This window comes from Acidovorax sp. BLS4 (assembly GCF_032929295.1).
Lineage (GTDB): Bacteria > Pseudomonadota > Gammaproteobacteria > Burkholderiales > Burkholderiaceae_C > Paracidovorax.
In genome coordinates, this window is record NZ_CP136797.1 from 2868366 (window position 1) to 2893335 (window position 24970).

Annotated in this window: 21 protein-coding genes and 1 riboswitch; of the genes, 15 read left to right on the forward strand and 6 right to left on the reverse strand. The window is 68.5% G+C overall.

The genetic code is table 11. The features are described from left to right. Positions 1-20: 20 nt before the first annotated feature. Positions 21-323, reverse strand: coding sequence for a hypothetical protein (locus tag R1Z03_RS13310; RefSeq protein WP_317351584.1), 303 nt, complete (start codon positions 321-323; stop codon positions 21-23). A 25-nt stretch (positions 324-348) separates the two neighbouring features. Beyond that, entirely contained in the window at positions 349-915 is a 567-nt protein-coding gene (gene mntP / locus R1Z03_RS13315; RefSeq protein WP_317351587.1) for a manganese efflux pump MntP, read from the reverse strand. Positions 916-931: 16 nt separating this feature from the next. Then, positions 932-1113, reverse strand: a riboswitch (yybP-ykoY riboswitch). 113 nt (positions 1114-1226) lie between these two features. Here mntP and R1Z03_RS13320 point away from each other — a divergent pair. Next, positions 1227-2867: a sulfatase-like hydrolase/transferase gene (locus R1Z03_RS13320; RefSeq protein ID WP_372588149.1), complete on the forward strand. Its 1641-nt coding sequence runs from the start codon at positions 1227-1229 to the stop codon at positions 2865-2867. A gap of 129 nt (positions 2868-2996) precedes the next feature. Here the strand turns inward: R1Z03_RS13320 and R1Z03_RS13325 are convergent, their stop codons facing one another. After that, positions 2997-3386, reverse strand: a complete 390-nt coding sequence (locus R1Z03_RS13325; protein WP_317351590.1) for a nuclear transport factor 2 family protein — start codon at positions 3384-3386, stop codon at positions 2997-2999. Positions 3387-3655: 269 nt separating this feature from the next. Between R1Z03_RS13325 and R1Z03_RS13330 the strand changes: the two genes are divergently transcribed. The 12 genes from R1Z03_RS13330 to gshB all read left to right on the forward strand — a co-directional run bounded on the left by R1Z03_RS13330 (position 3656) and on the right by gshB (position 19258). Beyond that, positions 3656-4894 carry an ABC transporter substrate-binding protein gene (locus tag R1Z03_RS13330; protein ID WP_317351593.1) on the forward strand — a complete coding sequence of 413 codons (1239 nt, stop codon included), beginning with the start codon at positions 3656-3658 and terminating at the stop codon, positions 4892-4894. A gap of 52 nt (positions 4895-4946) precedes the next feature. Beyond that, a complete protein-coding gene (locus R1Z03_RS13335) occupies positions 4947-6887 on the forward strand; it encodes an ABC transporter permease (RefSeq protein ID WP_317351596.1) in 1941 nt (646 codons plus the stop codon). Then, positions 6884-7678 (forward strand): ABC transporter ATP-binding protein, encoded by a 795-nt coding sequence (locus R1Z03_RS13340; protein WP_284407312.1) that lies wholly within the window; start codon positions 6884-6886, stop codon positions 7676-7678. Before R1Z03_RS13335 ends, R1Z03_RS13340 begins: the two co-directional genes overlap by 4 nt. Continuing rightward, on the forward strand, positions 7675-8421 hold the full coding sequence (locus tag R1Z03_RS13345; RefSeq protein ID WP_317351600.1) for an ABC transporter ATP-binding protein: 747 nt from the start codon (positions 7675-7677) through the stop codon (positions 8419-8421). The genes R1Z03_RS13340 and R1Z03_RS13345 overlap by 4 nt, the downstream gene beginning before the upstream one ends. Before the next feature lie 8 nt (positions 8422-8429). Further along, complete coding sequence (locus R1Z03_RS13350; protein WP_317351603.1) at positions 8430-9032, forward strand: nucleotidyltransferase family protein; 603 nt, start codon at positions 8430-8432, stop codon at positions 9030-9032. A 160-nt stretch (positions 9033-9192) separates the two neighbouring features. Then, positions 9193-10473 carry a glutamate-5-semialdehyde dehydrogenase gene (locus tag R1Z03_RS13355; RefSeq protein ID WP_317351605.1) on the forward strand — a complete coding sequence of 427 codons (1281 nt, stop codon included), beginning with the start codon at positions 9193-9195 and terminating at the stop codon, positions 10471-10473. Positions 10474-10518: 45 nt separating this feature from the next. Then, the gene (gene trkA, locus R1Z03_RS13360) at positions 10519-12009 is read left to right on the forward strand and encodes a Trk system potassium transporter TrkA (RefSeq protein ID WP_284424343.1); all 1491 of its coding nucleotides are present in this window, start codon (positions 10519-10521) and stop codon (positions 12007-12009) included. A gap of 43 nt (positions 12010-12052) precedes the next feature. After that, positions 12053-13519 (forward strand): potassium transporter TrkG, encoded by a 1467-nt coding sequence (locus tag R1Z03_RS13365; RefSeq protein WP_317351610.1) that lies wholly within the window; start codon positions 12053-12055, stop codon positions 13517-13519. Positions 13520-13646: 127 nt separating this feature from the next. Next, positions 13647-14942, forward strand: coding sequence for a glutamate--cysteine ligase (gene gshA, locus R1Z03_RS13370; protein ID WP_272566777.1), 1296 nt, complete (start codon positions 13647-13649; stop codon positions 14940-14942). Positions 14943-15107: 165 nt separating this feature from the next. Then, on the forward strand, positions 15108-16976 hold the full coding sequence (locus R1Z03_RS13375) for a potassium transporter Kup (protein ID WP_317351615.1): 1869 nt from the start codon (positions 15108-15110) through the stop codon (positions 16974-16976). 117 nt (positions 16977-17093) lie between these two features. After that, positions 17094-18281, forward strand: coding sequence for a benzoate/H(+) symporter BenE family transporter (locus R1Z03_RS13380; protein ID WP_317351617.1), 1188 nt, complete (start codon positions 17094-17096; stop codon positions 18279-18281). Positions 18282-18304: 23 nt separating this feature from the next. After that, entirely contained in the window at positions 18305-19258 is a 954-nt protein-coding gene (gene gshB, locus R1Z03_RS13385; protein ID WP_317351621.1) for a glutathione synthase, read from the forward strand. Positions 19259-19503: 245 nt separating this feature from the next. On the opposite strand, the gene rsgA is transcribed toward gshB, so the two are convergent. Genes rsgA through R1Z03_RS13400 form a run of 3 tightly spaced genes read right to left on the reverse strand, consistent with a single transcriptional unit; the run spans position 19504 to position 22151 of the window. Further along, entirely contained in the window at positions 19504-20478 is a 975-nt protein-coding gene (gene rsgA, locus R1Z03_RS13390; RefSeq protein WP_317351624.1) for a ribosome small subunit-dependent GTPase A, read from the reverse strand. A gap of 18 nt (positions 20479-20496) precedes the next feature. Beyond that, positions 20497-20835 (reverse strand): 4a-hydroxytetrahydrobiopterin dehydratase, encoded by a 339-nt coding sequence (locus tag R1Z03_RS13395; RefSeq protein ID WP_284395098.1) that lies wholly within the window; start codon positions 20833-20835, stop codon positions 20497-20499. Further along, on the reverse strand, positions 20832-22151 hold the full coding sequence (locus tag R1Z03_RS13400; protein ID WP_317351630.1) for a M48 family metallopeptidase: 1320 nt from the start codon (positions 22149-22151) through the stop codon (positions 20832-20834). Before R1Z03_RS13400 ends, R1Z03_RS13395 begins: the two co-directional genes overlap by 4 nt. Before the next feature lie 37 nt (positions 22152-22188). On the opposite strand from R1Z03_RS13400, the gene orn reads away from it, so the two are divergent. Both orn and R1Z03_RS13410 read left to right on the forward strand, forming a co-directional pair. Next, positions 22189-22767, forward strand: a complete 579-nt coding sequence (orn, locus tag R1Z03_RS13405; RefSeq protein WP_284429067.1) for an oligoribonuclease — start codon at positions 22189-22191, stop codon at positions 22765-22767. Positions 22768-23036: 269 nt separating this feature from the next. Beyond that, complete coding sequence (locus R1Z03_RS13410; RefSeq protein WP_317351636.1) at positions 23037-24965, forward strand: DEAD/DEAH box helicase; 1929 nt, start codon at positions 23037-23039, stop codon at positions 24963-24965. The last annotated feature ends 5 nt before the right edge of the window (positions 24966-24970 follow it).

Consider the following 24970-nt stretch of genomic DNA (forward strand, 5'->3'; position numbering starts at 1 on the left):
GGGCGCGATGGCCGGCCCGGTCAGCCCGCCTGGCGCAGCGCGTCCCCGGCCTTGTCCACCCACTGCTGGAGGCTGTCCAGCAGGTCCTTCTGGCTGAACGAGCAGCTTTCCTCGGAAAACAGCGCGCTCGATTCGAGGCGGTCGAGCAGGCCGTGCAGCACCTCGGCATAGCGCGGGGGCAGGGCGGCCAGCAGCGCGTCCTGCGCGCGGGCCGTGGCGCTCAGCTCGGTGGCGCTGCCGCCCGGGGCGCGGCAGCGGGCCAGGGCGGAGTCCAGCGTGGCCAGTTGCACGAGGGCGGTGGTGGTGTCGGAAAAACGGGTCATGCGGCAAGGGTAGCGCGGGCCGGGATCAGAACGTGGTCAGGTGCTCGTAGAGAATCACCGAGCCGATGCCGATCAGCAGCACGCCGCCCACGGCCTCGGCCCAGCGGCCCGCGATGTTTCCCAGCACCCGGCCGACCATCACGCCGATCGTGACCATGGCAAAGGTCGCCAGGCCGATCGCGGCCGCCACGGGCAGGATGCCCACGTCGAGGAACGCCAGCCCCACGCCCACGGCCATCGCATCGATGCTGGTGGCAAAGCCGGTCACGGCCAGCAGCCAGAAGCCGTGGCGGGCAGGTTTTTCGGTTTCGGCATCGGGCGCCTGGAACGCCGCGTACACCATGCGCAGGCCGAGGATGGTCAGCAGCGTGAAAGCGATCCAGTGGTCCCACTCCTTCACGTAGCCCGAGGCGGCGTAGCCCAGTGCCCACCCGGCGATCGGGGTGAGGGCCTCGATGACGCCGAAGATGGCGCCGGTGCGCAGGGCTTCGGACCAGCGGGGTTTCTGCAGGGTGCTGCCCTTGCCGACGGCGGCGGCGAAGGCGTCGGTGGACATGGCCAGCGCGAGCAAGGCGGTGGAGGCGAAATTCATGGTGGGGACGTCGTTGTACGGCCGGGCGAGCGCAAAGGCACGCCCCCGCTGCCCGACCTTTCGTCGCGGTGGCATGCCGATGGTCTCGCCAACCGCAACGGTTGCCGGCGCCACGGCATGCAGCATGCCGAGTGTGTTGACGCAGGCGCCTTCGTACAACGCTCGAAAGACATGGCACGAAAGCCGGCTACTCCCCAAGGGAGCGCGGATTATAGAAGCCCCTGCCGGCCTGGGGCCGTGCCGGCCCTGGCGCGTGCGGGGGCTTGGCCCGCTGTCAGAATCCGCGCCACCCGACGTGCCGGATCCCGAACGTGCCAGACCCCTCCTCCTTTTCAGCGGCCCCGCCGCCCGCGCCGCGGCAGGCGCTGCGCGCCCTGGGCCTGGCCACCGCCACGGTGCTGGCGCTGGTGGCCCTCGGGCACGATGGCCGCCGCGTGGCGCAATTGATGGCGCTGGCCCTGCCCGCCCTGCTGTGGCTGGCCTGGCCGGTGCGCAGCGACGCCGTGCACCGGCTGCGCACCGCCGCCGTGTGGCTGTGGGCCATGGCCTTCGCGCTCGACGGCGTGGCACGCGCGTATCTGCTGGACGCCTACCAGGCCGCGCCCGACAGCACGCTGGTGCTCGGCGCGGCCGCCAACACCACCGGCCGCGAGAGCGCCGAATACCTGTCGATGCACTGGCGCTCGGTGGCCGTGTGGTCGGCGGCGCTGGTGGTCGCCGCGTGGCTGGTGGGCCGCAGCGCGCGCCGGGGCCTGCGCACCGCCGTGCGCTGGCCGCGAAGCCTGGTGGCGCTGCTGTGCGCACTGCTGGCGCTCAGCGCCCTGGGCTACGCCAGCAAGCCGTGGCGCCGGCTGCACCCGGTCGCCTACTGGATGCACTGGAACGCGGCGGTCCACGGCCTGCGCAGCGGCTGGGCCGACCAGGAGCGCCAGCGCAGCGCCCTGCTGGAGCGGGCGCGGCAGGCGGCGCCCGCGGTCACGCGCCCCGGCCCGTCCACCGTGGTGCTGGTGGTGACCGACAGCATCAACCGCGACAACCTGGGCCTGTACGGCTACGCGCGCTCCACCACGCCGCGCCTGGAGGCGCAGCAGCGCGTGCTGGGCGGGGAGATGGCCGTGCTGCGCCATGCGTGGTCGGTCGATGCCAGCACGCTGCCGGCACTGGCCAACATCTTCGGCTTCGGGCAGCCGGGCCGGGCCGACGGGCAGCACGTGCTGGCGCTGGCCCGCGCCGCGGGCTACAAGGTCTGGTGGATGAGCAACCACGACGATGTGGCGATCGAGCAGCAGCATGCGCGCCTGGCCGACGTGGTGGACATGGTCAACCGCACGCCGGGCCGCGCGGGCGCCTCGCTGGACGGCGAGCTGCTGGACTGCGTGCAGGAGGCGCTGGACGACCCCGCCGAGCGCAAGCTGATCGTGGTGCACCTGATGGGCGCGCACCCGCATTACCGGCTGCGCTTTCCGAGCGGCGACAACCCGTTCGACGACCACGTGGACGCGGTCGAGGCGCAACTGGCCGGCCAGGGCCGCTCGGCCTGGGTGCGGCGCTACCGCCAGCAGTACGACGCGGCCCTGCTGTACCACGACTTCGTGGTGTCCGAGACGCTGCAGCTGGCGCGCGCCGGGGCGCGGCCGGGCGAGTCCCGGGCGTGGATGTATCTGTCCGACCACGGCCAGGAGGTCGGCCACGGCAGCGACCGCGCGGGCCACAGCCCCGCGACCGCCTCGGGCTACCGCATTCCCACGGTGATCTGGCGCAGCGCGGCGGCGCAGCCGGTGTCCGCCGCAACGGCGCAGCGGCCGTTCCGCGCCGACTGGGCGGCCTGGACCCTGGCCGATCTGCTGCACATCGGCTGGGCCGGTGCCATGCCGGAGCGCAACGTGCTGGACGACCGCTACCGCTGGGTGGCGCCGACGCTGCCGGTGGCGGTGCCGTCGTTCTCGGAGTGAGGGCGGCGCAGGCGGGCATGCCTCTGGCTTTTGGATGCATGCCCCAATCGGGCTCCACCGCAATAATACCTAGGGCATGTAGCTATTAATTTAATAGCATCTACCGGGGCATCGCTTTCGCGCCCGGAATCAAGCCATCGCACGATCGACCAGCAAGGTGTCGGTGAACTGCTCGAAGCGCACGATTCGCTCGGCCTGCACCTGCCACACGTGCGCCGCCCGCACCTGCATGGCCTTGCCCGTGCGGCCATGGGTGCCCGAGTAGCTGCCGACGCCCACGATGCGGTCGCCGCCATCGATCAACGTCTCCAGATCGAAGCGGTAGCCGATCCAGTCGGCGCCCAGCACCTTGAAAACTCTGTCGATCACCTGCTGAGGCCCCACCCAGGTGCCCGCGCATGGAAAACCCGCCATTTCGGTCCACTGCACGTCGGGCGCCATGTCGGCCATCATGGCGGCGATGTCCTGGCGGGCGGAGGCGGCGTAGTGGGCGGTGATGAGTTCGAAAGGCGTGCGCATGGAGATTCCGAAAGCAGTGAAGGACAGGCCGCCATGCCGAACGGGGCAGGGCGGTGGCGAGACGGTCCGGCATGTTTAACACGGCCGGCGCCCGGCGGGGTCGCCCGGGCCGGCCGCTACGCGGGACAATGCGATCCGCAAGGCCATGGAATCGCTGCGATTTTCGGGGCTGGGCTTGCGGTGGATGTGCCAGCATCGGGGGGTTGCGCGGTTGCGCCGGTGGACCCTCAGGAAAAGTCGGCCCGCCCTTTATTTCGCTAGGAGTTGTCATGAGCTTTCCCCACCGTTTCGTTGCGGGCGCCGGCGCGCGCTGGCTGGCTGCGGCCTGTGTCGCCGTGTTGGGCGCTTTTCCCGGTGTCTCCGCCTGGGCGCAGGGCACGATCAAGATCGGCGAGATCAACAGCTACAAGGCCCAGCCGGTGTTCCTGGAGGCCTACAAGAAGGGCATGCACTTGGCGGTGGACGAGGTCAATGCGGCGGGCGGCATCGGCGGCAGGAAGCTCGAACTGGTCACGCGCGACGACAACGCCAACCCCGGCGAGGCCGTGCGGCTGGCCGACGAGCTGGTCTCGCGCGAGCGGGTGGACATCCTGGCGGGCAGCTTCCTGTCGCACATCGGCCTGGCGCTGTCCGACTACGCCAAGCAAAAGAAGCGCTTCTTCCTGGCCAGCGAAGCGCTCACCGACAAGATCACCTGGCACAACGGCAACGCCTACACGTACCGCCTGCGCTCGTCCACCCACATGCTGTCGTCGGCCCTGGTGCCCGAGGCGCTCAAGCTCCAGAAAAAGCGCTGGGCCATCGTGTACCCCAACTACGAATACGGCCAGTCGGCGGTGGACACGTTCAAGAAGCGCATGAAGGCGCAGCAGCCCGGCATCGAGTTCGTCACCGAGCAGGCCGCGCCGCTGGGCAAGCTGGACGCCGGCAGCGTGGCCCAGGCCATCGCCGATGCCAAGCCCGACGCCATCTTCAACGCGCTGTTCGGCCCCGATCTGGCCAAGTTCGTGCGCGAAGGCACCACGCGCGGCCTGTTCAAGAGCACCCCGGTGGTCAGCCTGCTGACCGGCGAGCCCGAGTACCTGGAGCCGCTGCGCGACGAGGCGCCCGTGGGCTGGATCGTCACCGGCTACCCCTGGTACAGCATCGACACGCCGGCCCACAAGGCTTTCGTCGCGGCCTACCAAGCCAAGTACGGCAAGGAAGACCTGCGCCTGGGCGCGCTGATCGGCTACGACACCATCCAGTCCCTGGCCGCGGGCGTGAAGCGCGCGGGCGGCAAGACCGATGCCGAGTCGCTGGCCAAGGCGTTCAGCGGCCTCCAGGTGTCCACGCCCGACGGCCCCATCGAATACCGCGCGATCGACCACCAGTCCACGCTGGGCGTGTACGTGGGCAAGATCGCGCTCAAGGATGGCAAGGGCGTGATGGTCGACTACCGCTACGTGCCCGGCGATACCCTGCTGCCGCCCGAGGCCGAGGTGCGCGCGCTGCGCCCCGCGCCCTGACGCGCCGGCCTGCCGATCGCCCGCGACCCCGCCGCGCCCCGTTCCGCCCGCGATGGATTTCTCCGGCTTCCTGACCCAGCTGCTCAACGGGCTGGCCGAGGCGTCGTCGCTCTTCCTGGTGGCGGCCGGCCTGTCGCTGATCTTCGGGGTGACGCGCATCGTCAACTTCGCGCACGGCTCGTTCTACATGCTGGGCCTGTACCTGGCGTATTCGCTGGTCGAGCACATGGCGGGTCTGGCGGGTCTGGCCGGCGGGCCGCTGGGCTACTGGCTCGGCCTGCTGCTGGCGGCGCTGGCGGTGGGCGCCTTCGGCGCGCTGGTGGAGGTGGTGCTGCTGCGGCGCATCTACCGCGCGCCGGAGCTGTTCCAGCTGCTGGCCACGTTCGCGCTGGTGCTGGTGGTGAGCGATGCGGTGCTGTGGCTCTGGGGCCCCGAGGAACTGCTGGGCCGGCGCGCGCCGGGCCTGGCGGGCTCGATCGAGCTGATGGGCCGGCAGTACCCGGCCTACAACCTGTTCTTGATCGCCCTGGGCCCGCTGGTGCTGGGCCTGCTGTGGCTGCTGCTCACGCGCACGCGTTGGGGCACGCTGGTGCGCGCCGCCACGCAGGACCGCGAAATGCTCGGCGCCCTGGGCGTCAACCAGGCGTGGCTCTTCACGGGCGTGTTCGCGCTGGGCGCCATGCTCGCGGGGCTGGGCGGCGCGGTGCAGCTGCCGCGCGAGCCGGCCAGCCTGGCGCTGGACCTGCGCGCCATCGGCGAGGCGTTCGTGATCGTGGTGGTGGGCGGCATGGGGTCGATCCCGGGCGCCTACGTGGCCGCGCTGCTGATCGCCGAGATCAAGGCGCTGTGCGTGGGGCTGGGCATGGTGCAGTGGTTCGGCATCGAGGTGTCGTTCTCCAAGCTCACGCTGGTGGTGGAGTTCCTGGTGATGGCCCTGGTGCTGGTGTTCCGGCCCTGGGGGCTGATGGGGCGGCCCCAGGCCGTGAGCCGCAACTCGGCGCCGGCGGAGGCGCCGCTGCGCCCGGGCACGCCGCTGTTCCGGGCCGCGGTGGTGGCCGTGCTGGCGGCCCTGGCCGCGCTGCCGCTGCTGTCGGCCTGGCTGCCGTATGCCACGGTGCTGGCGCAGGACGTGCTGGTGGCCGTGCTCTTCGCGGTGAGCCTGCACTTCATCATGGGCCCGGGCGGCCTGCATTCGTTCGGCCACGCGGCCTACTACGGGCTGGGCGCCTACGGCGCCGCGGTGCTGCTCAAGGCCTTCAGCATGCCCATGCCGCTGGCCATGGCGCTCGCGCCGCTGGTGGCCGGGGCCGGCGCGCTGGTTTTCGGCTGGTTCTGCGTGCGCCTGTCGGGCGTGTATCTGGCCATGCTGACCCTCGCGTTCTCGCAGATCGTGTGGTCGGTGGTGTTCCAGTGGGACGCCGTCACCGGCGGCTCGAACGGCCTGATCGGCGTGTGGCCCGCGCCGTGGCTGGGCGGCGCGGCCTACTACTACCTCACGCTGGCGCTGGTGGGGCTGTCGGTGTTGGCGCTGCGGCGCGTGCTGTTCGCGCCGTTCGGCTACGCGCTGCGCGCGGGGCGCGACTCGGCGCTGCGGGCCGAGGCGGTGGGCATCGACGTGCGGCGCGTGCAGTGGATGGCCTTCGTGATCGCGGGCGGGTTCGCCGGCCTGGCGGGCAGCCTGTTCGCGTTCTCCAAGGGCAGCATTTCGCCCGAGGCGGTGGCCGTGGGCCAGTCGGTGAACGGGCTGGTCATGGTGCTGCTGGGCGGCCTGCAAACCCTGCTGGGCCCCATCGTCGGCGCGGCGGCGTTCAGCGTGCTGCAGGACGCCATCCTGCGGGCCACGGAGTATTGGCGCGCGCTGTTCGGCGGGGTGATCCTGCTGCTGGTGCTGGCCTTCCCGCAGGGCATCGCGGGCTTCGCGCAGCAGATCGCGCAGCGCCGGGCCGAACGACCGGCGGTGGCGCCCGCCATCCCCGAAGGGCCGTCGCCATGACGCTGCTCCAGGTGCGCGGCCTGCGCAAATCCTATGGCGGCGTGCAGGCCGTCGATGGCATCGGCTTCGACCTGGCGGCGGGGGAATTGCTCGCGCTCATCGGGCCCAACGGGGCGGGCAAGTCCACCACCTTCGACATGGTGGGCGGGCAGACGAAGGCCACGGCCGGCTCGGTGCAGCTGCAGGGGCGCGAGCTGCTGGGCCTGCCGCCCCGCGCCATCGCGCGCCTGGGCGTGGGCCGCACCTTCCAGATCGCGGCCACGTTCGCCTCGCTCACCGTGGTCGAGAACGTGCAGATGGCGCTGCTGTCGCACCACCGGCGCGTGTTCGCGCTCTGGCGGCCTGCCGCCTCGCACTACCGCGCCGAGGCGATGGCGCTCCTGGCCCAGGTCGGCATGGACGCACAGGCCGGCCGCCCGTGCAGCGAACTGGCCTACGGCGACGTCAAGCGCGTGGAGCTGGCCCTGGCGCTGGCCAACGATCCGCAACTGCTGCTGATGGACGAGCCCACCGCCGGCATGGCGCCGCAGGAGCGCAGCGACCTCATGGCGCTCACCCGGCGGCTCGTGGCCGAGCGCCGCATGGCGGTGCTGTTCACCGAGCACAGCATGGACGTGGTGTTCGCCCATGCCGACCGCATCATCGTGCTGGCGCAGGGCCGGCTCATCGCCGAGGGCGATGCCCACGCGATCCGCAACCACCCCGGGGTGCAGGCGGTGTACCTGGGCGCCGGCACGACCTTCGGGGAAAAGAGCGGGCACCGGGAAGCGGTGCCGGAGGGCGCGGCATGACGGCCCCCGCGCCGACGCCGCCGCTGCTGCTGGAGGTCTCCGGCCTGAACGCCTGGTACGGCGCGGCGCACATCCTGTTCGACGTGTCGCTGCAGGTGCGCCGTGGCGAGGTCGTGGCGCTGATGGGCCGCAACGGCGCGGGCAAGTCCACCACCTTCAAGGCCATCATGGGGCTGCTCGCGCGGCGGCAGGGGCGGGTGGATTTTCTCGGCCGCCCGATCGCGGGCCTGCAGCCCTACGAGATCTCGCGGATGGGCCTGGGCTTCGTGCCCGAGGACCGGCGCGTGTTCGCCGACCTCACGGTCACCGAGAACCTGGAGGTCGGCCGCCAGCCGCCCCGGCGCTGGCCCGACGGCAGCGAGGCGCCGTCCTGGACGCCCGCCGCGCTGTACCGGCTCTTTCCCAACCTGGGCGCCATGCAGGACCGGCCCGGCGGGCAGATGAGCGGCGGCGAGCAGCAGATGCTCACCGTGGCGCGCACGCTCATGGGCAACCCGTACCTGGTGCTGCTGGACGAGCCCTCCGAGGGCGTGGCGCCCGTGATCGTCGAGCAGATGGCGCAGACGATCCTGCAGCTCAAGGCCCGGGGCGCGAGCATCCTGCTGTCCGAGCAGAACGTGCGCTTTGCCGAGATGGTGTCCGACCGGGCCTATGTGCTGGAAAAGGGCCAGATCCGCTACGAGGGCCCGATCGAGGCGCTGTCGCGCAACGAGGACGTGCGCCGCGCGTACCTTGCGGTGTAGGCCGCGCCATGGACACCGCCTGCGACGAAGCCCTGCCCACGGCGCCGGCCCACGGCGTGGTCGGCGTGCTGCTGGCGGCCGGCCACGCGCGGCGCTTCGGCAGCGACAAGCGCCGCGTGCCCTGGCCCGGCCATGATTCGCTGATGGAGGCCGCGCTCGCGCCGCTGCAGGCCGTGTGCCCGCGCGTCGTCGCCGTGCTGCCGCCGGGCGATGCCTGGGGGCTGATGCGGTGCCGGCGCCTGCAGGTCGAGGTGGCGTGGTCGTTCCGGCGCGGCGATGGGCTGGCGGCCTCGCTGTCGGCGGCCCTGCCGCTGGTGCGCGGCGCGCCGGCCATCGTGGTCGCGCTGGCCGACATGGGGGACGTGCGGGCGGCCACCGTACGCGCGCTCATCGCGGCCTGGCAGCGCCAGCCGGGGCAGCCCGTGCTGCCGGTGTTCGGCGGCCAGCCCGGCAATCCGCGGCTGATCCCGGCAGTGCTGTATCCCCGGCTGGAGGGACTGTTGGGCGACGACGGCGTGCGCCGTGCGCTCGACTGGGCGGCCGCGCAGCGCTGCGCGGTGGACGACCCCGGCGTGCTGCGCGATCTGGACACGCCCGCCGGGCTGGGGTGACGGCGGCGGTCCCGGAAAGGGTTTGGGGTCGAATCGGGCTCCAGTGAAATCAGTACTAGGGCATCGTGCTATCAAATTGGTAGTAATTTCGCTCTCGAGGGTGAGCGGCGCGACAGCCCTGCGTTTCCGCGGCCGCGGCAACTGCGTCAAAATCACGCCCATGAACGCGCTCCACATCGCCGAATACACCCATGGCCTCGGCATCCAGGCAAAAGCGGCTTCCGCGCAGATGGCGCGGGCGCCCTCGGCGGTCAAGAGCCGGGCCCTGCTCGCCCTGGCCCGCCTGCTGCGCGAGCAGACCGCCCCGCTGCAGGAGAGCAACGCCCGCGACCTGGAGCGCGCCCGCGCCGCCGGCCTGGCCGAGCCCATGGTCGACCGCCTGAAGCTCACCCCCAAGGTGCTGGAAACCTGCGCGCTCGGCTGCGAGCAGCTCGCCGCCATGGGCGACGTGATCGGCGAGATCACCGGCATGCGCCAGCAGCCCAGCGGCATCCGCGTCGGCCAGATGCGCGTGCCCATCGGCGTGTTCGGCATGATCTACGAGAGCCGCCCCAACGTGACCATCGAGGCCGCCAGCCTCAGCATCAAGAGCGGCAACGCCTGCATCCTGCGCGGCGGCTCCGAGGCCATCGACTCCAACAAGGCCCTGGCGACCCTGGTACAGCAGGCCCTGGCCGAGGCCGGCCTGCCCGAGGACGCGGTGCAGCTGGTGCAGACCACCGACCGCGAGGCCGTGGGCCACCTGATCGCCATGCCCGAGTACGTGGACGTCATCATCCCGCGCGGCGGCAAGGGCCTGATCGAGCGCATCAGCCGCGACGCCAAGGTGCCGGTCATCAAGCACCTGGACGGCAACTGCCACACCTATGTGGACGATCCCTGCGACATCGCCATGGCGGTGAAGGTGGCCGACAACGCCAAGACGAACAAGTACAGCCCGTGCAACGCCAGCGAGAGCCTGCTGGTGGCGCGCGGCGCGGCGGCCGCCTTTTTGCCGCAGATCGGCGCGGTCTATGCCGCCAAGGGCGTGGAGATGCGCGGCTGCCCCGAATCGCTCGCCCTGCTGGCCGGCGTGCCGGGCGCGAAGCTGGTGCCCGCCACCGAGCAGGACTGGAGCGAGGAATACCTCGCCCCGATCATCAGCGTGAAGGTGGTGGACGGCCTGGACGAGGCCATCGCCCACATCAACCGCTACTCCAGCCACCACACCGACGCCATCCTCACCACCCACCACGGCCACGCCCAGCGCTTCCTGCGCGAGGTGGATTCGGCCAGCGTGATGGTCAACGCCAGCACCCGGTTTGCCGACGGCTTCGAGTACGGGCTGGGCGCCGAGATCGGCATCAGCACCGACAAGTTCCATGCCCGCGGCCCGGTGGGCATCGAGGGCCTGACCTCGCTCAAGTACGTGGTGCTGGGCGAAGGCGAAGTGCGCGGCTGACGGTCCCCATCGAGCCTGCGGTCCGGCCCAGCCCAAAACACTGACATGAAAATCATCATCCTCGGCGCGGGCCGCGTCGGCTGCAGCGTGGCCGACAGCCTCGTGTCCGAGCAGAACGACATCACCGTCATCGACACGGACGCCCAGCGCCTGCGCGATCTGGAATCGCGCTTCGACCTGCGCGGCGTGGTGGGCAACGGCATCGACCCCGAGGTGCTGGCCGAGGCCGGCGCGCGCGACACCGACCTGCTCATCGCCTGCGCCGCGCAGGACGAGACCAACCTCGTGTGCTGCAAGGTCGCGCAGCTGCTCTTCAACGTGCCCACACGCATCGCGCGGGTGCGCTCCTCCGGCTTCGAGCACGACCGCGAGCAGGCTGCGCTGCTGCTGGGCAAGGACGGCTTCGCGGTGGACCGCATCATCTGCCCCGAGGAATCGCTGACGCGCTACATCGGCAAGCTGGTGGAGTACCCCGAGGCGCTGCAGGTGCGCGAATTCGCCGGCGGCCGGGCCTGCCTGGTGTCGGTGCGCGTGCGGGCCGGCGCGACCGTGGCGGGCGTGCGCATCGCCGACATGCGGGCCGGCATCCCGGACGTGGCCATGCGCATGGTGGCCATCTACCGCCGCTTTCCCGAAGAGCCAGACCGCTTCATCGCCTGCGACGGCGACACGCGCATCGCGGCGGGCGACGAGGTCTTCGTGCTGTCCGCGCGCGAGCACATCCCCCAGGTGCTGGCCGCCATGCACCAGCGCGACGGCCAGCCCGCTCGGGCGGTGCGCCGCATCATGATCGCCGGCGGCGGCCGCGTGGGCCTGCGTCTGGCGCGGCAGCTGGCGCAGCGGGGGCGCTTTCACATCAAGGTGATCGAGGGCGATCCGGACCGCTGCGTCGAGTTGGCCTCGACGCTGCCCTCCGAGGTGCTGGTGCTGCAGGGCGATGCCACGGACGAAGACCTGCTGGGCGACGAGAACGTCGAGGAGGTGGACCTGTTCCTCGCGCTCACCGACGACGACGAGGACAACATCATGGCCTGCCTGCTGGCCAAGCGCATGGGCGCGAGCCGCGTGCTGGCGCTGATCAACCGGCGCTCCTACGCCGACCTGATGCACGGCACGCAGATCGACATCGCGCTGTCGCCCGCGCAGGCCATGCTGGGCGAGTTGCTGGCCTACGTGCGCCGCGGCGACGTGCAGGCCGTGCACAGCCTGCGCCGGGGCGTGGCCGAGGCGCTGGAGATCGTGGCGCGCGGCGACCGCAAAAGCTCGCGCGTGGTGGGCCGCAAGGTCGGCGACCTGCACTTGCCGCCCGAGGTGCACATGGGGCTGATCGTGCGCGGGCTGTCCGGCGCGGAGCCGGGCGCGGATGCGGCGCTGGCGGAGGGCGATGGCCCGGATGCCTTCGCCGAACCCCAGGTCATCATTCCGCGCAGCCACACGGTGATCGAAAGCGGGGACCACGTGGTGTTCTTCCTGCCGAACAAGCGGCTGGTGCGCGATGTGGAAAAGGCCTTCCGCCTGGGCGCGACGTTCTTCTGAACCCGCGCCCCCGACCCTCTTCGTTTCCTTCCACACCGACACCATGGCGGACCTTCTTCCCGTTCTGCGCGTGCTGGGCGCGCTGCTCGCCCTGTTCTCGCTGGCCTTCGGCGTGCCGCTGGCGGCCTCCTGGTGGACGGGCGACGGCCTGTGGCCGCAATACGCCGGCGCCCTGGCGGCCACGCTGCTGTGCGGCGGCGGGCTGTGGGCGGGTCTGCGCCACCAGGCGCGCGAACTGCAGCCGCGCCACGGCATCATCCTCGTCGCGCTCGTGTGGGTGGTGCTGCCGCTGTTCGCCGCGCTGCCGCTGCTGCTGGCCATGCACCAGATCGGCCGGCCGATATCGTTCACGCATGCCTACTTCGAGGCCGTCTCGGGCCTGACCACCACGGGCGGCACCGTGCTGACGGGGCTGGATGCGCTGCCGCTGTCGATCAACGTGTGGCGCACCTTCATGCAGTGGCTGGGCGGCATGGGCATCCTGATCCTGGCGGTGGCCGTGCTGCCGCTGCTGGGCGTGGGCGCGAGCCAGCTCTTCAAGGCCGAGGCCGCCGGCCCGGTCAAGGACACCAAGCTCACCCCGCGCATGACCGAAACCGCCAAGGGACTGTGGGGCGTGTACGTGCTCTTTTCGCTGGCGTGTGCGCTGGCCTACTGGTTGGGCGGAATGCCGCCGGCCGATGCCGTCATGCACATGTTCACCACGGTGAGCCTGGGCGGGCTGTCGTCGCACGACAGCAGCTTCGGCCATTTCCAGTCGCCGCTGCTCGAATCCATCGCGGTGGTGTTCATGGTGGTGGCCAGCTGCAACTTCGCGCTGTATTTCGTCGCGCTGCGCAAGGGCCACTGGCGCAGCCTGTGGTGCGACCCCGAGATGCGCGCCACCGTGCTCACGCTGATGGGCGGCGGCCTGTTCGTCGCGCTGCTGCTCTGGGCCAAGGACATCTATGCGCCGCTGGCGGCGCTGCGGCACGGGTTCTTCCACGTGGTGTCGGTCGCCACGACGACGGGCTTTGCCACCACCGACTACCTGGCCTGGCCGGTGTTCGCGCCGATCTTCATGCTCATGCTGTCGGGCGTGGCCACCAGCGCGGGATCGACGGGCGGCGGCATCAAGATGGTGCGCATGCTGATCCTGCTGAAGCAGGCCCGCCGCGAGATGACGCGCCTGGCCCACCCCCGCGCCGTGCAGCCCGTGCGCCTGGGCCGCGCGGTGGTGGACCACCGCATGATCTTCTCGGTGCTGGCGTTCATGCTGGTCTATGGCGCCACGGTGACGGTGCTGAGCATGGTGCTGCTGCTGACCGACCTGGACCTGGTGAGCGCGTTCTCCGCCGTGCTGGCCAGCGTCAACTGCACGGGGCCGGGCCTGGGGCTGCTCGGGCCGTCGGCCACCTACGCGGTGCTCACCGAGTTCCAGCTCTGGGTCTGCACCCTGGCCATGCTGCTCGGGCGGCTGGAGATCCTGAGCTTCATGGTGCTGCTCACCCCGGCGTTCTGGCGGCGGTAGCCGGGGGCGGCCCGGGCGGGTTAGGGCGGCGCATCGCTGGCGAAAGCCGGCGGCCGGGGTTGCGAAGCCGGGGCGCGTCCCCATATCCCTACAATTCAACGCGTCTTTCGTCTTCCGAGGGCTTTTCATGGTTCCGCATCTCATCACCGCCCTCACGGGACCGATCAACGAGCTCGAACAGCGCATTCTCGATTCCATGCCCGCGATCGAGCGGTGGTTCCGCCTGGAGTGGATGGAGCACACGCCCCCGTTCTATACGTCGGTGGACATCCGCAATGCCGGCTTCAAGCTCGCTCCGGTGGACACCAACCTGTTTCCCGGCGGCTGGAACAACCTGACCACCGACATGCTGCCCCTGGCCGTGCAGGCGGCCATGGCGGCCATCGAGAAGATCTGCCCCGAGGCCCGCAACCTGCTCATCGTGCCGGAGAACCACAGCCGCAACACGTTCTACCTGGCGAACGTGATCCAGCTGCAGCGCATCTTCAACATGGCGGGGCTCAACGTGCGCGTGGGCTCCATCAGCCCCGAGATCAAGAAGCCCACCACGGTGACCCTGCCCAACGGCGACTCCGTCACGCTCGAGCCCGTGGTCCGCACCAAGGGGCGCCTGGGGCTCAAGAACTTCGACCCCTGCACCATCTTGCTCAACAACGACCTCTCGGCCGGCCCCCCGGGCATCCTGGAGGACATCCACGAGCAGTACCTGCTGCCGCCGCTGCACGCCGGCTGGAGCGTGCGCCGCAAGAGCCGCCATTTCCAGAGCTACGAGGAAGTGTCCAAGCGCTTTGGCAAGCTGCTGGGCATCGACCCGTGGCTCATCAACCCGCTGTTCAGCCGCTGCGAAGGCGTCGACTTCAACGAAGGCACGGGCATGGAGGGGCTGCGCGCCGCCGTCGATGCGCAGCTGGGCAAGGTGCGCCGCAAGTACAAGGAATACGGCATCAACGAAAAGCCCTTCGTCATCGTCAAGGCCGACAACGGCACCTACGGCATGGGCATCATGACCGTGCGCGACGCCAAGGACCTGGACGCGCTCAACCGCAAGACCCGGAACAAGATGGCCGTCATCAAGGACGGGCAGGCGGTGAGCGACGTGATCATCCAGGAAGGCGTGCTCACGCAGGAGCGGGTGCACGAGGCCGTGGCCGAGCCGGTCGTCTACATGATGGACCGCTACGTGGTCGGGGGCTTTTACCGCATGCATGCCGAGCGCGGCGTGGACGAGAACCTCAACGCCCCCGGCGCGAGCTTCGTGCCCCTGGCCTTCGAGCACAGCACGCACCTGCCCCAGCCCGGCGCCCGCCCCGGCGCCAGCGCGCCCAACCGCTTCTATATGTATGGCGTGGTGGCGCGCCTGGCGATGCTCGCCGCCAGCTACGAGCTGGAAGCCACCAACCCCGAGGCCGAGATCTACGACTGACGGCCCCGCGGCCACGCTCGGGCAGGGGAGGGGGCGGCCATGGCCGCCTCAGTTGCTGCATTGCAACAGCCGGGCGGGGGCCGAACCATCGGGGGCGAGCCGCGCCACAATAGCGGTCCCCCAATATCGGAATCCCGGTTGGCCCCGGTGCCAGCGGGCCAGTCTGTGCAAAGTTCCAAGTCCTCGCTCGCGGCGCTCACCCTGGGCGCCATCGGCGTCGTGTATGGCGATATCGGCACCAGCGTGCTGTATGCGGTCAAGGAGGTGTTCGGCTCGGGACACGTGGCCTTCACGCCCCAGAACGTCTACGGCATCCTGTCCATCTTCTTCTGGACGCTGACCACCATCGTCTCGCTCAAATACGTGGTGCTGGTCCTGCGGGCCGACAACAACGGGGAAGGCGGGCTCATCGCCATGCTGGCGCTGGCCTCCCAGGCGGTGAAGGACAAGCCCCGGCTGCGCAGCGTGCTGCTGTGCATCGGCATCTTCGGCACTTCGCTCTTCTATGGCGACGGGGTCATCACCCCTGCGATCTCGGTGCTGTCAGCGGTCGAGGGGCTCGAAGTGGTGTCGCCGCACTTCGGCAAGGCCGTCATCCCGCTCACCCTTGTCGTGCTGTTTTGCCTGTTCGCGGTGCAAAAACGCGGCACGGGCGGCATCGGGCGCTACTTCGGGCCCATCACCCTGGTGTGGTTCCTGAGCCTGGCCGCACTGGGAATCCCGCACATCATCGGCCACCCCGAAATCCTGGGCGCCCTGAGCCCGCACCATGCGCTGGGCTTCATCTGGAACAACCCGGGCACCAGCTTCATCGTGCTGGGCGCGGTGGTGCTGTGCGTGACCGGCGCCGAGGCGCTCTACGCCGACCTGGGCCACTTCGGCAAGAAACCCATTCGCCTGGCCTGGTTCAGCGTGGCGATGCCGGCGCTCACCATCAACTACTTTGGTCAGGGCGCGCTGCTGCTGGCCGAGCCCGAGGCGGTGAAGAACCCGTTCTACATGATGGCCCCCGACTGGGCGCTGATCCCGCTGGTCATCATGGCCACCATGGCGACCGTCATCGCCTCGCAGGCGCTCATCACCGGCGCCTTCAGCGTGACCAAGCAGGTCATCCAGCTCGGCTACCTGCCGCGCCTGAACATCCTGCACACCAGCGTGCGGGACACGGGCCAGATCTACATCCCGTTCGTCAACTGGATGCTGTTCGTCGCCATCGTGCTGGCGGTGGTCATGTTCCGCTCCAGCAGCGACCTGGCGGCGGCCTACGGCATCGCGGTCACGCTGGACATGCTCATCACCACCGTGCTCACCTTCTTCGTGATCCGGTACGGCTGGAAGTACCCGCTCGCCCTGTGCGTCGCGGCCACGGGCTCGTTCTTCGTGGTGGACCTGGCCTTCTTCAGTTCCAACCTGCTCAAGCTGTTCCAGGGCGGGTGGTTCCCGCTGCTGATCGGCGGCATCGTCTTCACCCTGATGATGACCTGGAAGCGCGGGCGCGAGCTGCTCAACGAAAAGCTGCGCGACGACTCCCTGGACCTGCGCGACTTCCTTACCGCCGTCTTCGTCAGCCCGCCCACCCGGGTGGACGGCACCGCCGTCTTCCTGACGGCCGAGACGGGCTCGGTGCCCAATGCGCTGCTGCACAACCTCAAGCACAACAAGGTGCTGCACGAGCAGAACCTGTTCGTGACCGTGCGCAGCCACGAGGTCCCCTGGATCGGGCTGGACCGGCGGCTGCAGGTCGAACCCCTGGGCGGCGACTGCTGGCAGGTGATCGTGCACTACGGCTTCAAGAACGATCCCGACCTGCCCGGCGCCCTGGCGCTGATGCGCGGGCGCGGCTGCGAGCTGGAACCCATGACCACCAGCTACTTCCTGTCGCGCGATGTCGTCATCCCCACGATCGGCAGTGGCATGGCACCGTGGCGCGAGAAGCTCTTCGCGCAGATGCACCACAACGCGAGCGGCGCCGCCGGCTTCCTGAACCTGCCGGGCAATGCGGTGGTGGAACTGGGCTCCAAGATCGAGATTTGAGAATTCATGGGCTTTTCTGCCGCATGCCGGCGGTTTGATTGCCCTTGCTGCTATTAAGTTAATAGCAATTCGACCAGATCGAGGTCGGGCCGGCGGCCGGTGACAGAATCGCGGCCCATGTCCTTCTTCAAAGACCTGAGCCTTTCGACCGCTACCGCAGGCTTCGTTTCCGTCCTGGTGGGCTTCACCAGTTCGGTGGCCATCGTGTTCCAGGCGGCCCAGGCGTTCCAGGCCACGCCGGCGCAGATCACCTCCTGGATGTGGGCCCTGGGCCTGGGGATGGGGTTGTGTTCGCTGGTGCCGTCGCTGCTGCTGCGCCAGCCCGTCATGGTGGCCTGGTCCACGCCGGGCGCGGCCGTCCTGGCCACCGCGGGGCTCGCGAGCGGGTTCAGCATGGGGGAGGCGGTCGGTGCCTTCATGGCCTGCGCGGTGCTGATCGCGCTGGCCGGCGCCACCGGCTGGTTCGAGCGCATCATGGGCCGCATTCCCATGGAAATCGCCTCGGCGCTGCTGGCCGGCGTGCTTGCCCGGTTCGGCATGCAGGCCTTTGCCTCGGCCAACACCGCCCTGCCGCTGGTGCTGCTCATGCTGGTCTGCTATCTGGTGCTGCGCCGGCTGCTGCCGCGCTATGCGGTGGTCGCGACGCTCGCGGTGGCCGTGGCTTTTTCGGCCGGCAGCGGGCAGATGGCCTGGTCCGCCGTCCACTTCGAGCTGGCCGCGCCCGTGTTCATGGCGCCGCAGTTCAGCCTGCCGGCGCTGATCAGCCTGGCGCTGCCGCTCTTCGTGGTCACCATGGCGTCGCAGAACCTGCCGGGCGTGGCGGTCATGCGCGCGACCGGCTACCGGTTGCCCGTTTCGCGTTTGGTCACCATGACCGGCCTGGCCACGCTCGTGCTCGCGCCCTTCGGGGCCTTCGCGCTCAACTTCAGCGCGATCACCGCCGCCCTGTGCATGGGTCCCGAAGCGCATGAAGACCGCACCCGCCGCTACACCGCGGCCGTCACCTGCGGGTTCCTGTACATCGTGATCGGCATCTTCGGCGCGGTCATCACCGGGTTGCTCAGCGCGTTCCCGAAGGAGCTGGTCAGCACCATCGCGGGGCTGGCGCTGCTCGGCACCATCGGCACCGGCCTGGCGTCGGCGCTCAAGGAGGATTCGCATCGGGAGGCGGCGGTTATCACCTTCCTCGTCACGCTGAGCGGTGTGGCCATTGCGGGCATCGGTTCGGCCTTCTGGGGCGTGGCGGCCGGCAGCCTCGCGCTATTTGTGCAACAGTACGGCCGCAAGCGCGCACCGGGCGCATAGCCGATCCCTTCCTTTCGCAGACCATGAACATCCTCTTCATCGCCGATCCGCTCGAACATTTCAAGATCTACAAGGACACCACCTTCGCCATGATGCGCGAGGCCCAGCGGCGCGGCCATGCGATTTCCGTGTGCCAGCCCTCGCAAATCGCGTGGCAGCGCGGCGGGCAGGTGATGGCGCGGGTGCAGGACATCGTGCTCACCGGGCAGCCCGAGGCGTGGTTTACCGTTCAGGGCCACCGCGAAGTGCCGTTGGCAGGCTTCGGTTGTGTGCTCATGCGCAAGGACCCCCCTTTCGACAGTGAGTATTTCTACGCGACCCACCTGCTGGAGCAGGCCGAAAGGGAGGGCGCACGCGTGTTCAACAAGCCCCGGGCGCTGCGCGACCATCCGGAGAAGCTGGCGATCATGGAGTTTCCGGAGTTCATCGGCCCCACGCTGGTAACGCGGGATGCGGAAGACATCCGCCGCTTTCATGCGGAACACCGGGACATCATCCTCAAGCCGCTCGACGGCATGGGGGGCATGGGCATCTTCCGCGTGAAGGAAGATGGCCTGAACCTGGGAAGCATCATCGAAACCCTCAATAAGGAGGGCTCGCAGAGCGTGATGGTGCAGAAATTCCTGCCGGAGATCGTCGACGGCGACAAACGCATCCTCATCATCGGGGGCAAGCCTGTTCCTTATTGCTTGGCGCGCATTCCCCAGGGCACGGAGGTCCGGGGCAACCTGGCGGCGGGCGGCAAGGGCGTCGCCAAGCCCTTGACGGAAAGAGACATGGAAATCGGTCGATCGCTGGGCGCTGTTCTTCAGAGCCGGGGACTGCTGCTGGCCGGCGTCGACGTGATCGGTACGTGCGTCACAGAAATCAACGTCACCAGCCCCACCTGTTTCCAGGAGATCTACGACCAAACAGGATGCGATGTGGCCGCGTTGTTCGTGGATGCGTTGGAGGCCGGAGTGAGGGGAGGGGCTTGATGACAATTTTTTGTCATCTTTTTCCTACGGGGGTGAGGAAAGTGGTCTATACTTGCGGGCTTGGCAGGTGAGATGGATGACTGAGTTGTCCGGAGAGTCTGACAAGAAAGGTTGGTTTTGAGTTGTGGCCGGGTTGAAATTCGGTATATAACACGCTGCACGGACCGGTCTGGCCGCCTCATCGGCAGTCAAACTCTACCGCGCTGGTCTGGTCTGAAACATACAAGCGCCGCCGTTCCGTCCCATCACCAATGCCGGTGCTCGCTCAGCTCGGCAAACAGATTGCTATAAATCTGATAGCGATTTGCGCTGATGGAATCTGCGCCGGTGCGTGATTCGCCTTGCAGTCCGTCCACCTGCGCCATGACCGCGCAGCCGGGCTCGTGCAAGTGCGTGCAGTTGTAGAACTTGCATCCCTGGGCATGCAGGCCGATGTCGGGCATGTAGCGCGGCAGATCGGCCGGTCCGATGTGGTGCAGGCCAAATTCCTGGAAGCCTGGCGAGTCGATCAGGGCGGTGCGGCGTTCGGCATCCACCCAGTACCAGGTCGTGGTGGTGGTGGTGTGCTTGCCGGAATTGAGCGCTTGGGAGATCTCGCCCGTGAGCGCAGTGGCGCCCGGCACCAGCAGGTTGATGAGCGTGCTCTTGCCCGAGCCCGAGGGGCCGAGCACCAGGGTCGTCTTGCCCGACAGGCGCTCCATCAGTGCGGCCTTGTCCACCTCGCCCGACTCGGACAGCGACAGCGGCATCACGCCATAGTGGTGGCCGTCCGCCGCGTTGCCGCCCATGTGGCGGTACGGCAGCAGCCGCTCCCACGCGCGGGCGAAGGGCTCGACCAGATCGCTTTTGTTCAACGCGATGATCGGCGTGATGCGCTCGGCTTCCGCCGCGATCAGCGCACGGGCCAACTGACTTTCCGAGAACACGGGTTCGGCGGCAATCAGGATCAGCACCTGGTCCAGGTTGGCGGCGAAGGACTTGGTGCGGATTTCGTCCTGCCGGTAGAACAGGTTGCGGCGCTCCTTGACCTTCTCGATGGTGCCTTCGTCCCCTTGGCCGGCCGGCGCGGCCTGCCAAAGGACGTGATCGCCCACCACGGCCTGGCTCTTTTTCCCGCGGGGATGGCAAATGCGGCGCTGGCCGTCAGGCGATTCGACCAGGCAATGGCGGCCGTGGCTGGCCACCACGATGCCGTCGAGCAGTGCGCTGCGCTCAGCCATGGCGGGGAAGGGGTGTGGTCATGCGGCGAGCAGGCCATCGAAGCGCGATGCGCATTCGATGTCGGTCGCCGAGATGCCATTCACGTCATGCGTATTCAGTCGCACCACGCAGCGGTTGTAGTGCACCGACAGGTCCGGGTGATGGTCCTGCGCGTTGGCAACGAAGGCCACGGCGTTCACGAACGAGATGGTCTCGTAGTAGTTGGCGAAGCGGTAGGTCTTTTCGATGGCCACATCTGCGCCGTCGCCTGTCAGTTTCCAGCCGTCGAGGTCGGCCAGCTTGGCGACGATTTCCGTCGCCGTCAAAGCACGCCGCGTCTGCGTGGACCAGTCTTTTTTCTTGAGCATCGAAGTCATGGTGTCGGGGCCAGGTTGGGCATGCGCGCCAGCCGTTCGGTGGCCGGCGGATGCGAGTAATAGAACTTCACGTACACGGGATCGGGCGTGAGGGTGGAGGCATTGTCTTCGTAAAGTTTCAGCAGGGCCGTGGCGAGGTCGCTGCCATTGGTCTGGGCCACGGCATAAGCGTCGGCCTCGAACTCGTGGCGGCGCGACAGCTGCGCAAACAATGGGGAAATGAAAAAGGTGAACACCGGCGCCGCCAGCAAAAACAACAGCAGCGCCAGGGCATCGTTGGGCGCAGAGCCGGCCACGCCTTCCAGCGACAGGTTGGGCAGCACGCCCAGCCCCGTGTAGAACCAGCCCTGCGTGGAAAGCCAGCCCAGCAGCGCAAAGCCCGCGAGGCTCAGCGCGAAAAGGCTCACGATGCGCTTGACGATGTGGCGGTGCTTGAAATGCCCCAGTTCATGGGCCAGCACCGCCTCGACTTCGCTGGGGGACAACTGGCGCAGCAGGGTGTCGTAGAACACGACGCGCTTGGCTGCGCCGAACCCCGTGAAATAGGCGTTGGCATGGGCGCTGCGGCGGCTGCCGTCCATCACGAAAAGCCCTTTGGCTGCAAAGCCGCAACGCTGCATGAGGGCCGTGACGCGGGCCTTGAGTGATTCGTCTTCCAGCGGCTGAAATTGGTTGAACAGCGGCGCGATGAAGATCGGATAGACCACCATGAGCAGCAGGTTGAATCCCATCCACGCGCCCCAGGCCCACAGCCACCACAGGGGGCCGGACGCACCCATAAGCCACAGGATCAGTGCCGCGATGGGCAGGCCGATGGCCGCGCCCATCAAGGTGGACTTGGCCAGGTCTGCCAGCCACAGGCGCGCCGTCATCTGGTTGAAGCCGAAGCGTTGTTCGATCACGAAGGTCTGGTAGAGCGTGGCGGGCAGGTCGATCAACCCGCTGATGGCCGCAAAGGCCGCCAGCAACGCCAATTGCTGCACCATGCCGCCACCCAGTGCATCGAGCAGGAACTGGTTCAGTGCATCCAGCCCGCCGAGCAGGGTCCAGCCCAGCAGCACCGCGGCGCCCAGTGCCATCTCCAGCAGGCCGAAGCGGGCCTTGGTGATGGTGTAGTCGGCCGCTTTCTGGTGGGCTGCGAGTGGTATCCGGCCGGCGAACGGGGCAGGCACGGCGTCGCGGTGCCGGGCCACATGGCGGATCTGGCGCGATGCCAGCCAGAACCGGAGTGCGAGCCCCGCCACCAGAAAGGCGGCGAACAGCAGGGTGAGAAGGGTGGAGGGCGCGAGCAACGCGGAAGGGGCAGGGGTGGGCATGTCCGGCGAGTTTAGGCCATCGGCGACAATGCCGGCCATGTCCGATATCGCCAACCCCACTGTGCCTGTGCTACCCAAATCCGACCAGAACCTCGTCTGGCTCGACTGCGAAATGACCGGTCTGAACCCGGACACCGACCGCGTGCTGGAGATCGCCGTCGTGGTCACGGGACCGACGCTCAGCCCTCGCGTGGAGGGCCCCGTGTTCGCCATTCATCAGTCGGATGCGCTGCTCAACGGAATGGACGCATGGAACAAGGGCACACACGGCCGCAGCGGCCTGATCGACAAGGTGCGCGCCTCCACGGTGACCGAAGCCGAGGCAGAGCAACAGATCATCGAATTCCTCTCGCGCTATGTGCCGAAGGGCACGGCGCCCATGTGCGGCAACAGCATCGGGCAGGACCGCCGTTTTCTGGTCCGGTACATGCCGCGGCTGGAAACGTTTTTCCATTACCGCAACCTGGATGTCAGCACCCTCAAGGAATTGGCCAAGCGCTGGAAGCCCGAGGCCTACACCTCCTTCAAGAAGGCGCAGAGGCACACGGCCCTGGCGGATGTGCACGAATCGATCGACGAACTTGCGCACTACCGCACCCACCTGCTGGCGCTTTGAGCGCCTAACGCGTTCTTTAACCCAAGTGCATTGCGGGAAACCCCCAGCCGTGCGATAATCGCCGGCTGCGCGGAAATATCGCGCAGTTTGTGCATCTCCCTTCACACACTGGGCCTGCGGCCTGCTGAAAACCTTCAGCCTGGATCCCGCGCTAATGCCCACCTGCCCAGCAACATGCTGGCGCTGGTTTCGTTTGATGGTTGATGTTTTTTAACCATTGACGAAGCCTCCGCAGGCCACGCCTGCGGCCGTCTTCGTGTGAGAAAAATATGACCGACACTTTGCAAGTGCAGGGCGAATTCGCGCCTGCTGAATCTTCCATGGCCGTTGAAACGCTGGAATCGTCCGCGATCGAAGCCGGCGAATCCATCGAATCCACTGAATCCGCCGCTGTGGCGGAAGACGCGGCACCCGCGTTGCCCAACGGCTTCGTGCGTCTGGGCCTGGCCCCCGAACTGGTGCAGGCTGTGGCCGACCTGGGCTACACCCAGCCCACGGGTGTGCAGGAGCGTGCCATTCCTCTGGCCATGGGCTCGGGTGATGAGTCCAGCCAGTTCATCGACCTGATGGTTTCGAGCCAGACCGGCAGCGGCAAGACCGCCGCGTTCCTGCTGCCCGTGCTGCACACGCTGATCCGCCAGCAGGCCGAAGCCGATGCCGCCGCCCGCGACGAGTTCGACCGTTCCGTTGCAGAAGCCCTGGCCCGTGGCGAGCCGGCCCCCAAGCGCAAACGCAAGGACCCGACCAACCCCCGCAATTTCAAGGCCGCCGCACCTGGTGCCCTGATTCTGTGCCCCACCCGCGAACTGGCCCAGCAAGTGGCCCATGACGCCATCGAACTGGTCAAGCATTGCCGCGGCCTGCGCGTGGCCAATGTGGTGGGCGGCATTCCGTACCAGCTGCAGATCGCCAAGCTGCAGAACGCCAACCTCGTGGTGGCCACGCCCGGCCGCCTGCTGGACCTGCAACGCTCGATGCAGATCAAGCTCGACCAAGTGCAGTTCCTGGTGGTGGACGAAGCTGATCGCATGCTCGACCTCGGTTTCTCGGACGATCTGGCCGAACTGAACCAACTGACCGCCCAGCGCCAGCAGACCATGATGTTCAGTGCCACGTTCGCACCGCGCATCCAGCAACTGGCCATGCGTGTGATGCACGACAACGGTGCTTCGGTCAAGAAGATCCAGATCGACTCCCCACAGGAGAAGCACGCCAACATCAAGCAGGTGCTGTTCTGGGCCGACAACGCCCAGCACAAGCGCAAGCTGCTGGACCACTGGCTGCGCGACACGACGATCAACCAGGCCATCGTGTTCGCCAGCACGCAAGTCGAATGCGACGGCTTGGCCAACGACCTGCAGCAGGAAGGCTTCTCGGCCGTGGCGCTGCACGGCGCCCTGAGCCAGGGCCTTCGCAACCGCCGCCTGATGGCGCTGCGCAGCGGCCAGGTGCAGGTGCTGGTGGCCACCGACGTCGCCGCCCGCGGCATCGATGTGCCCACGATCACGCACGTGTTCAACTACGGCCTGCCGATGAAGGCTGAGGATTACACCCACCGCATCGGCCGCACCGGCCGTGCAGGCCGCGACGGCCTGGCTGTGACGTTCGCCGAGTTCCGCGATCGCCGCAAGATCTTCGACATCGAAGGCTACAGCAAGCAGCAGTTCAAGTCGGAAGTGGTGCCTGGCCTGGAGCCGCAGCAACGCGCGCCGCAGGCCCGCCCCGAGTTCGGTGGCCGTGGCCGCCAGGGTGGCTACGAGAGCCGTGACGGCTTCTCGCGCGATCGCAAGCCGGCCGGCGCAGGCCGTGGCGGTTTCGGTGGCGGCTTTGCGGGCAACGACCGCAGCGGTTTCGGTGGCCGTGGCGCTCCCGCTCCCCGTGCTGCTGGTGGTGGCTACCAAGGTGCTGGCGGCCATGCCGCTCCGCGCGATGACCGCGGCTTCGGCGGCGGTGCCCGCCGCGATGGCGATGGCTATGGCCGCAAGCCCGGCTTCGGCGACGCAGCCCGTGGCAATGGCTTCGGCGGTGGCCGCAACGAAGGCGGCGCTCCGCGCGGCGACTTCGCTCCGCGTGGTGATTTCGCCCCCCGTGGCGAATTCGCTCCCCGCAAGCCGGCGTTCGCGAAGCCCGGAGCCGGCGGCGGCAAGCCTTTCGTGCCGCACGATGCACGCAAGCGCCCTGCACGCCCTGCCCGCTGATCGGC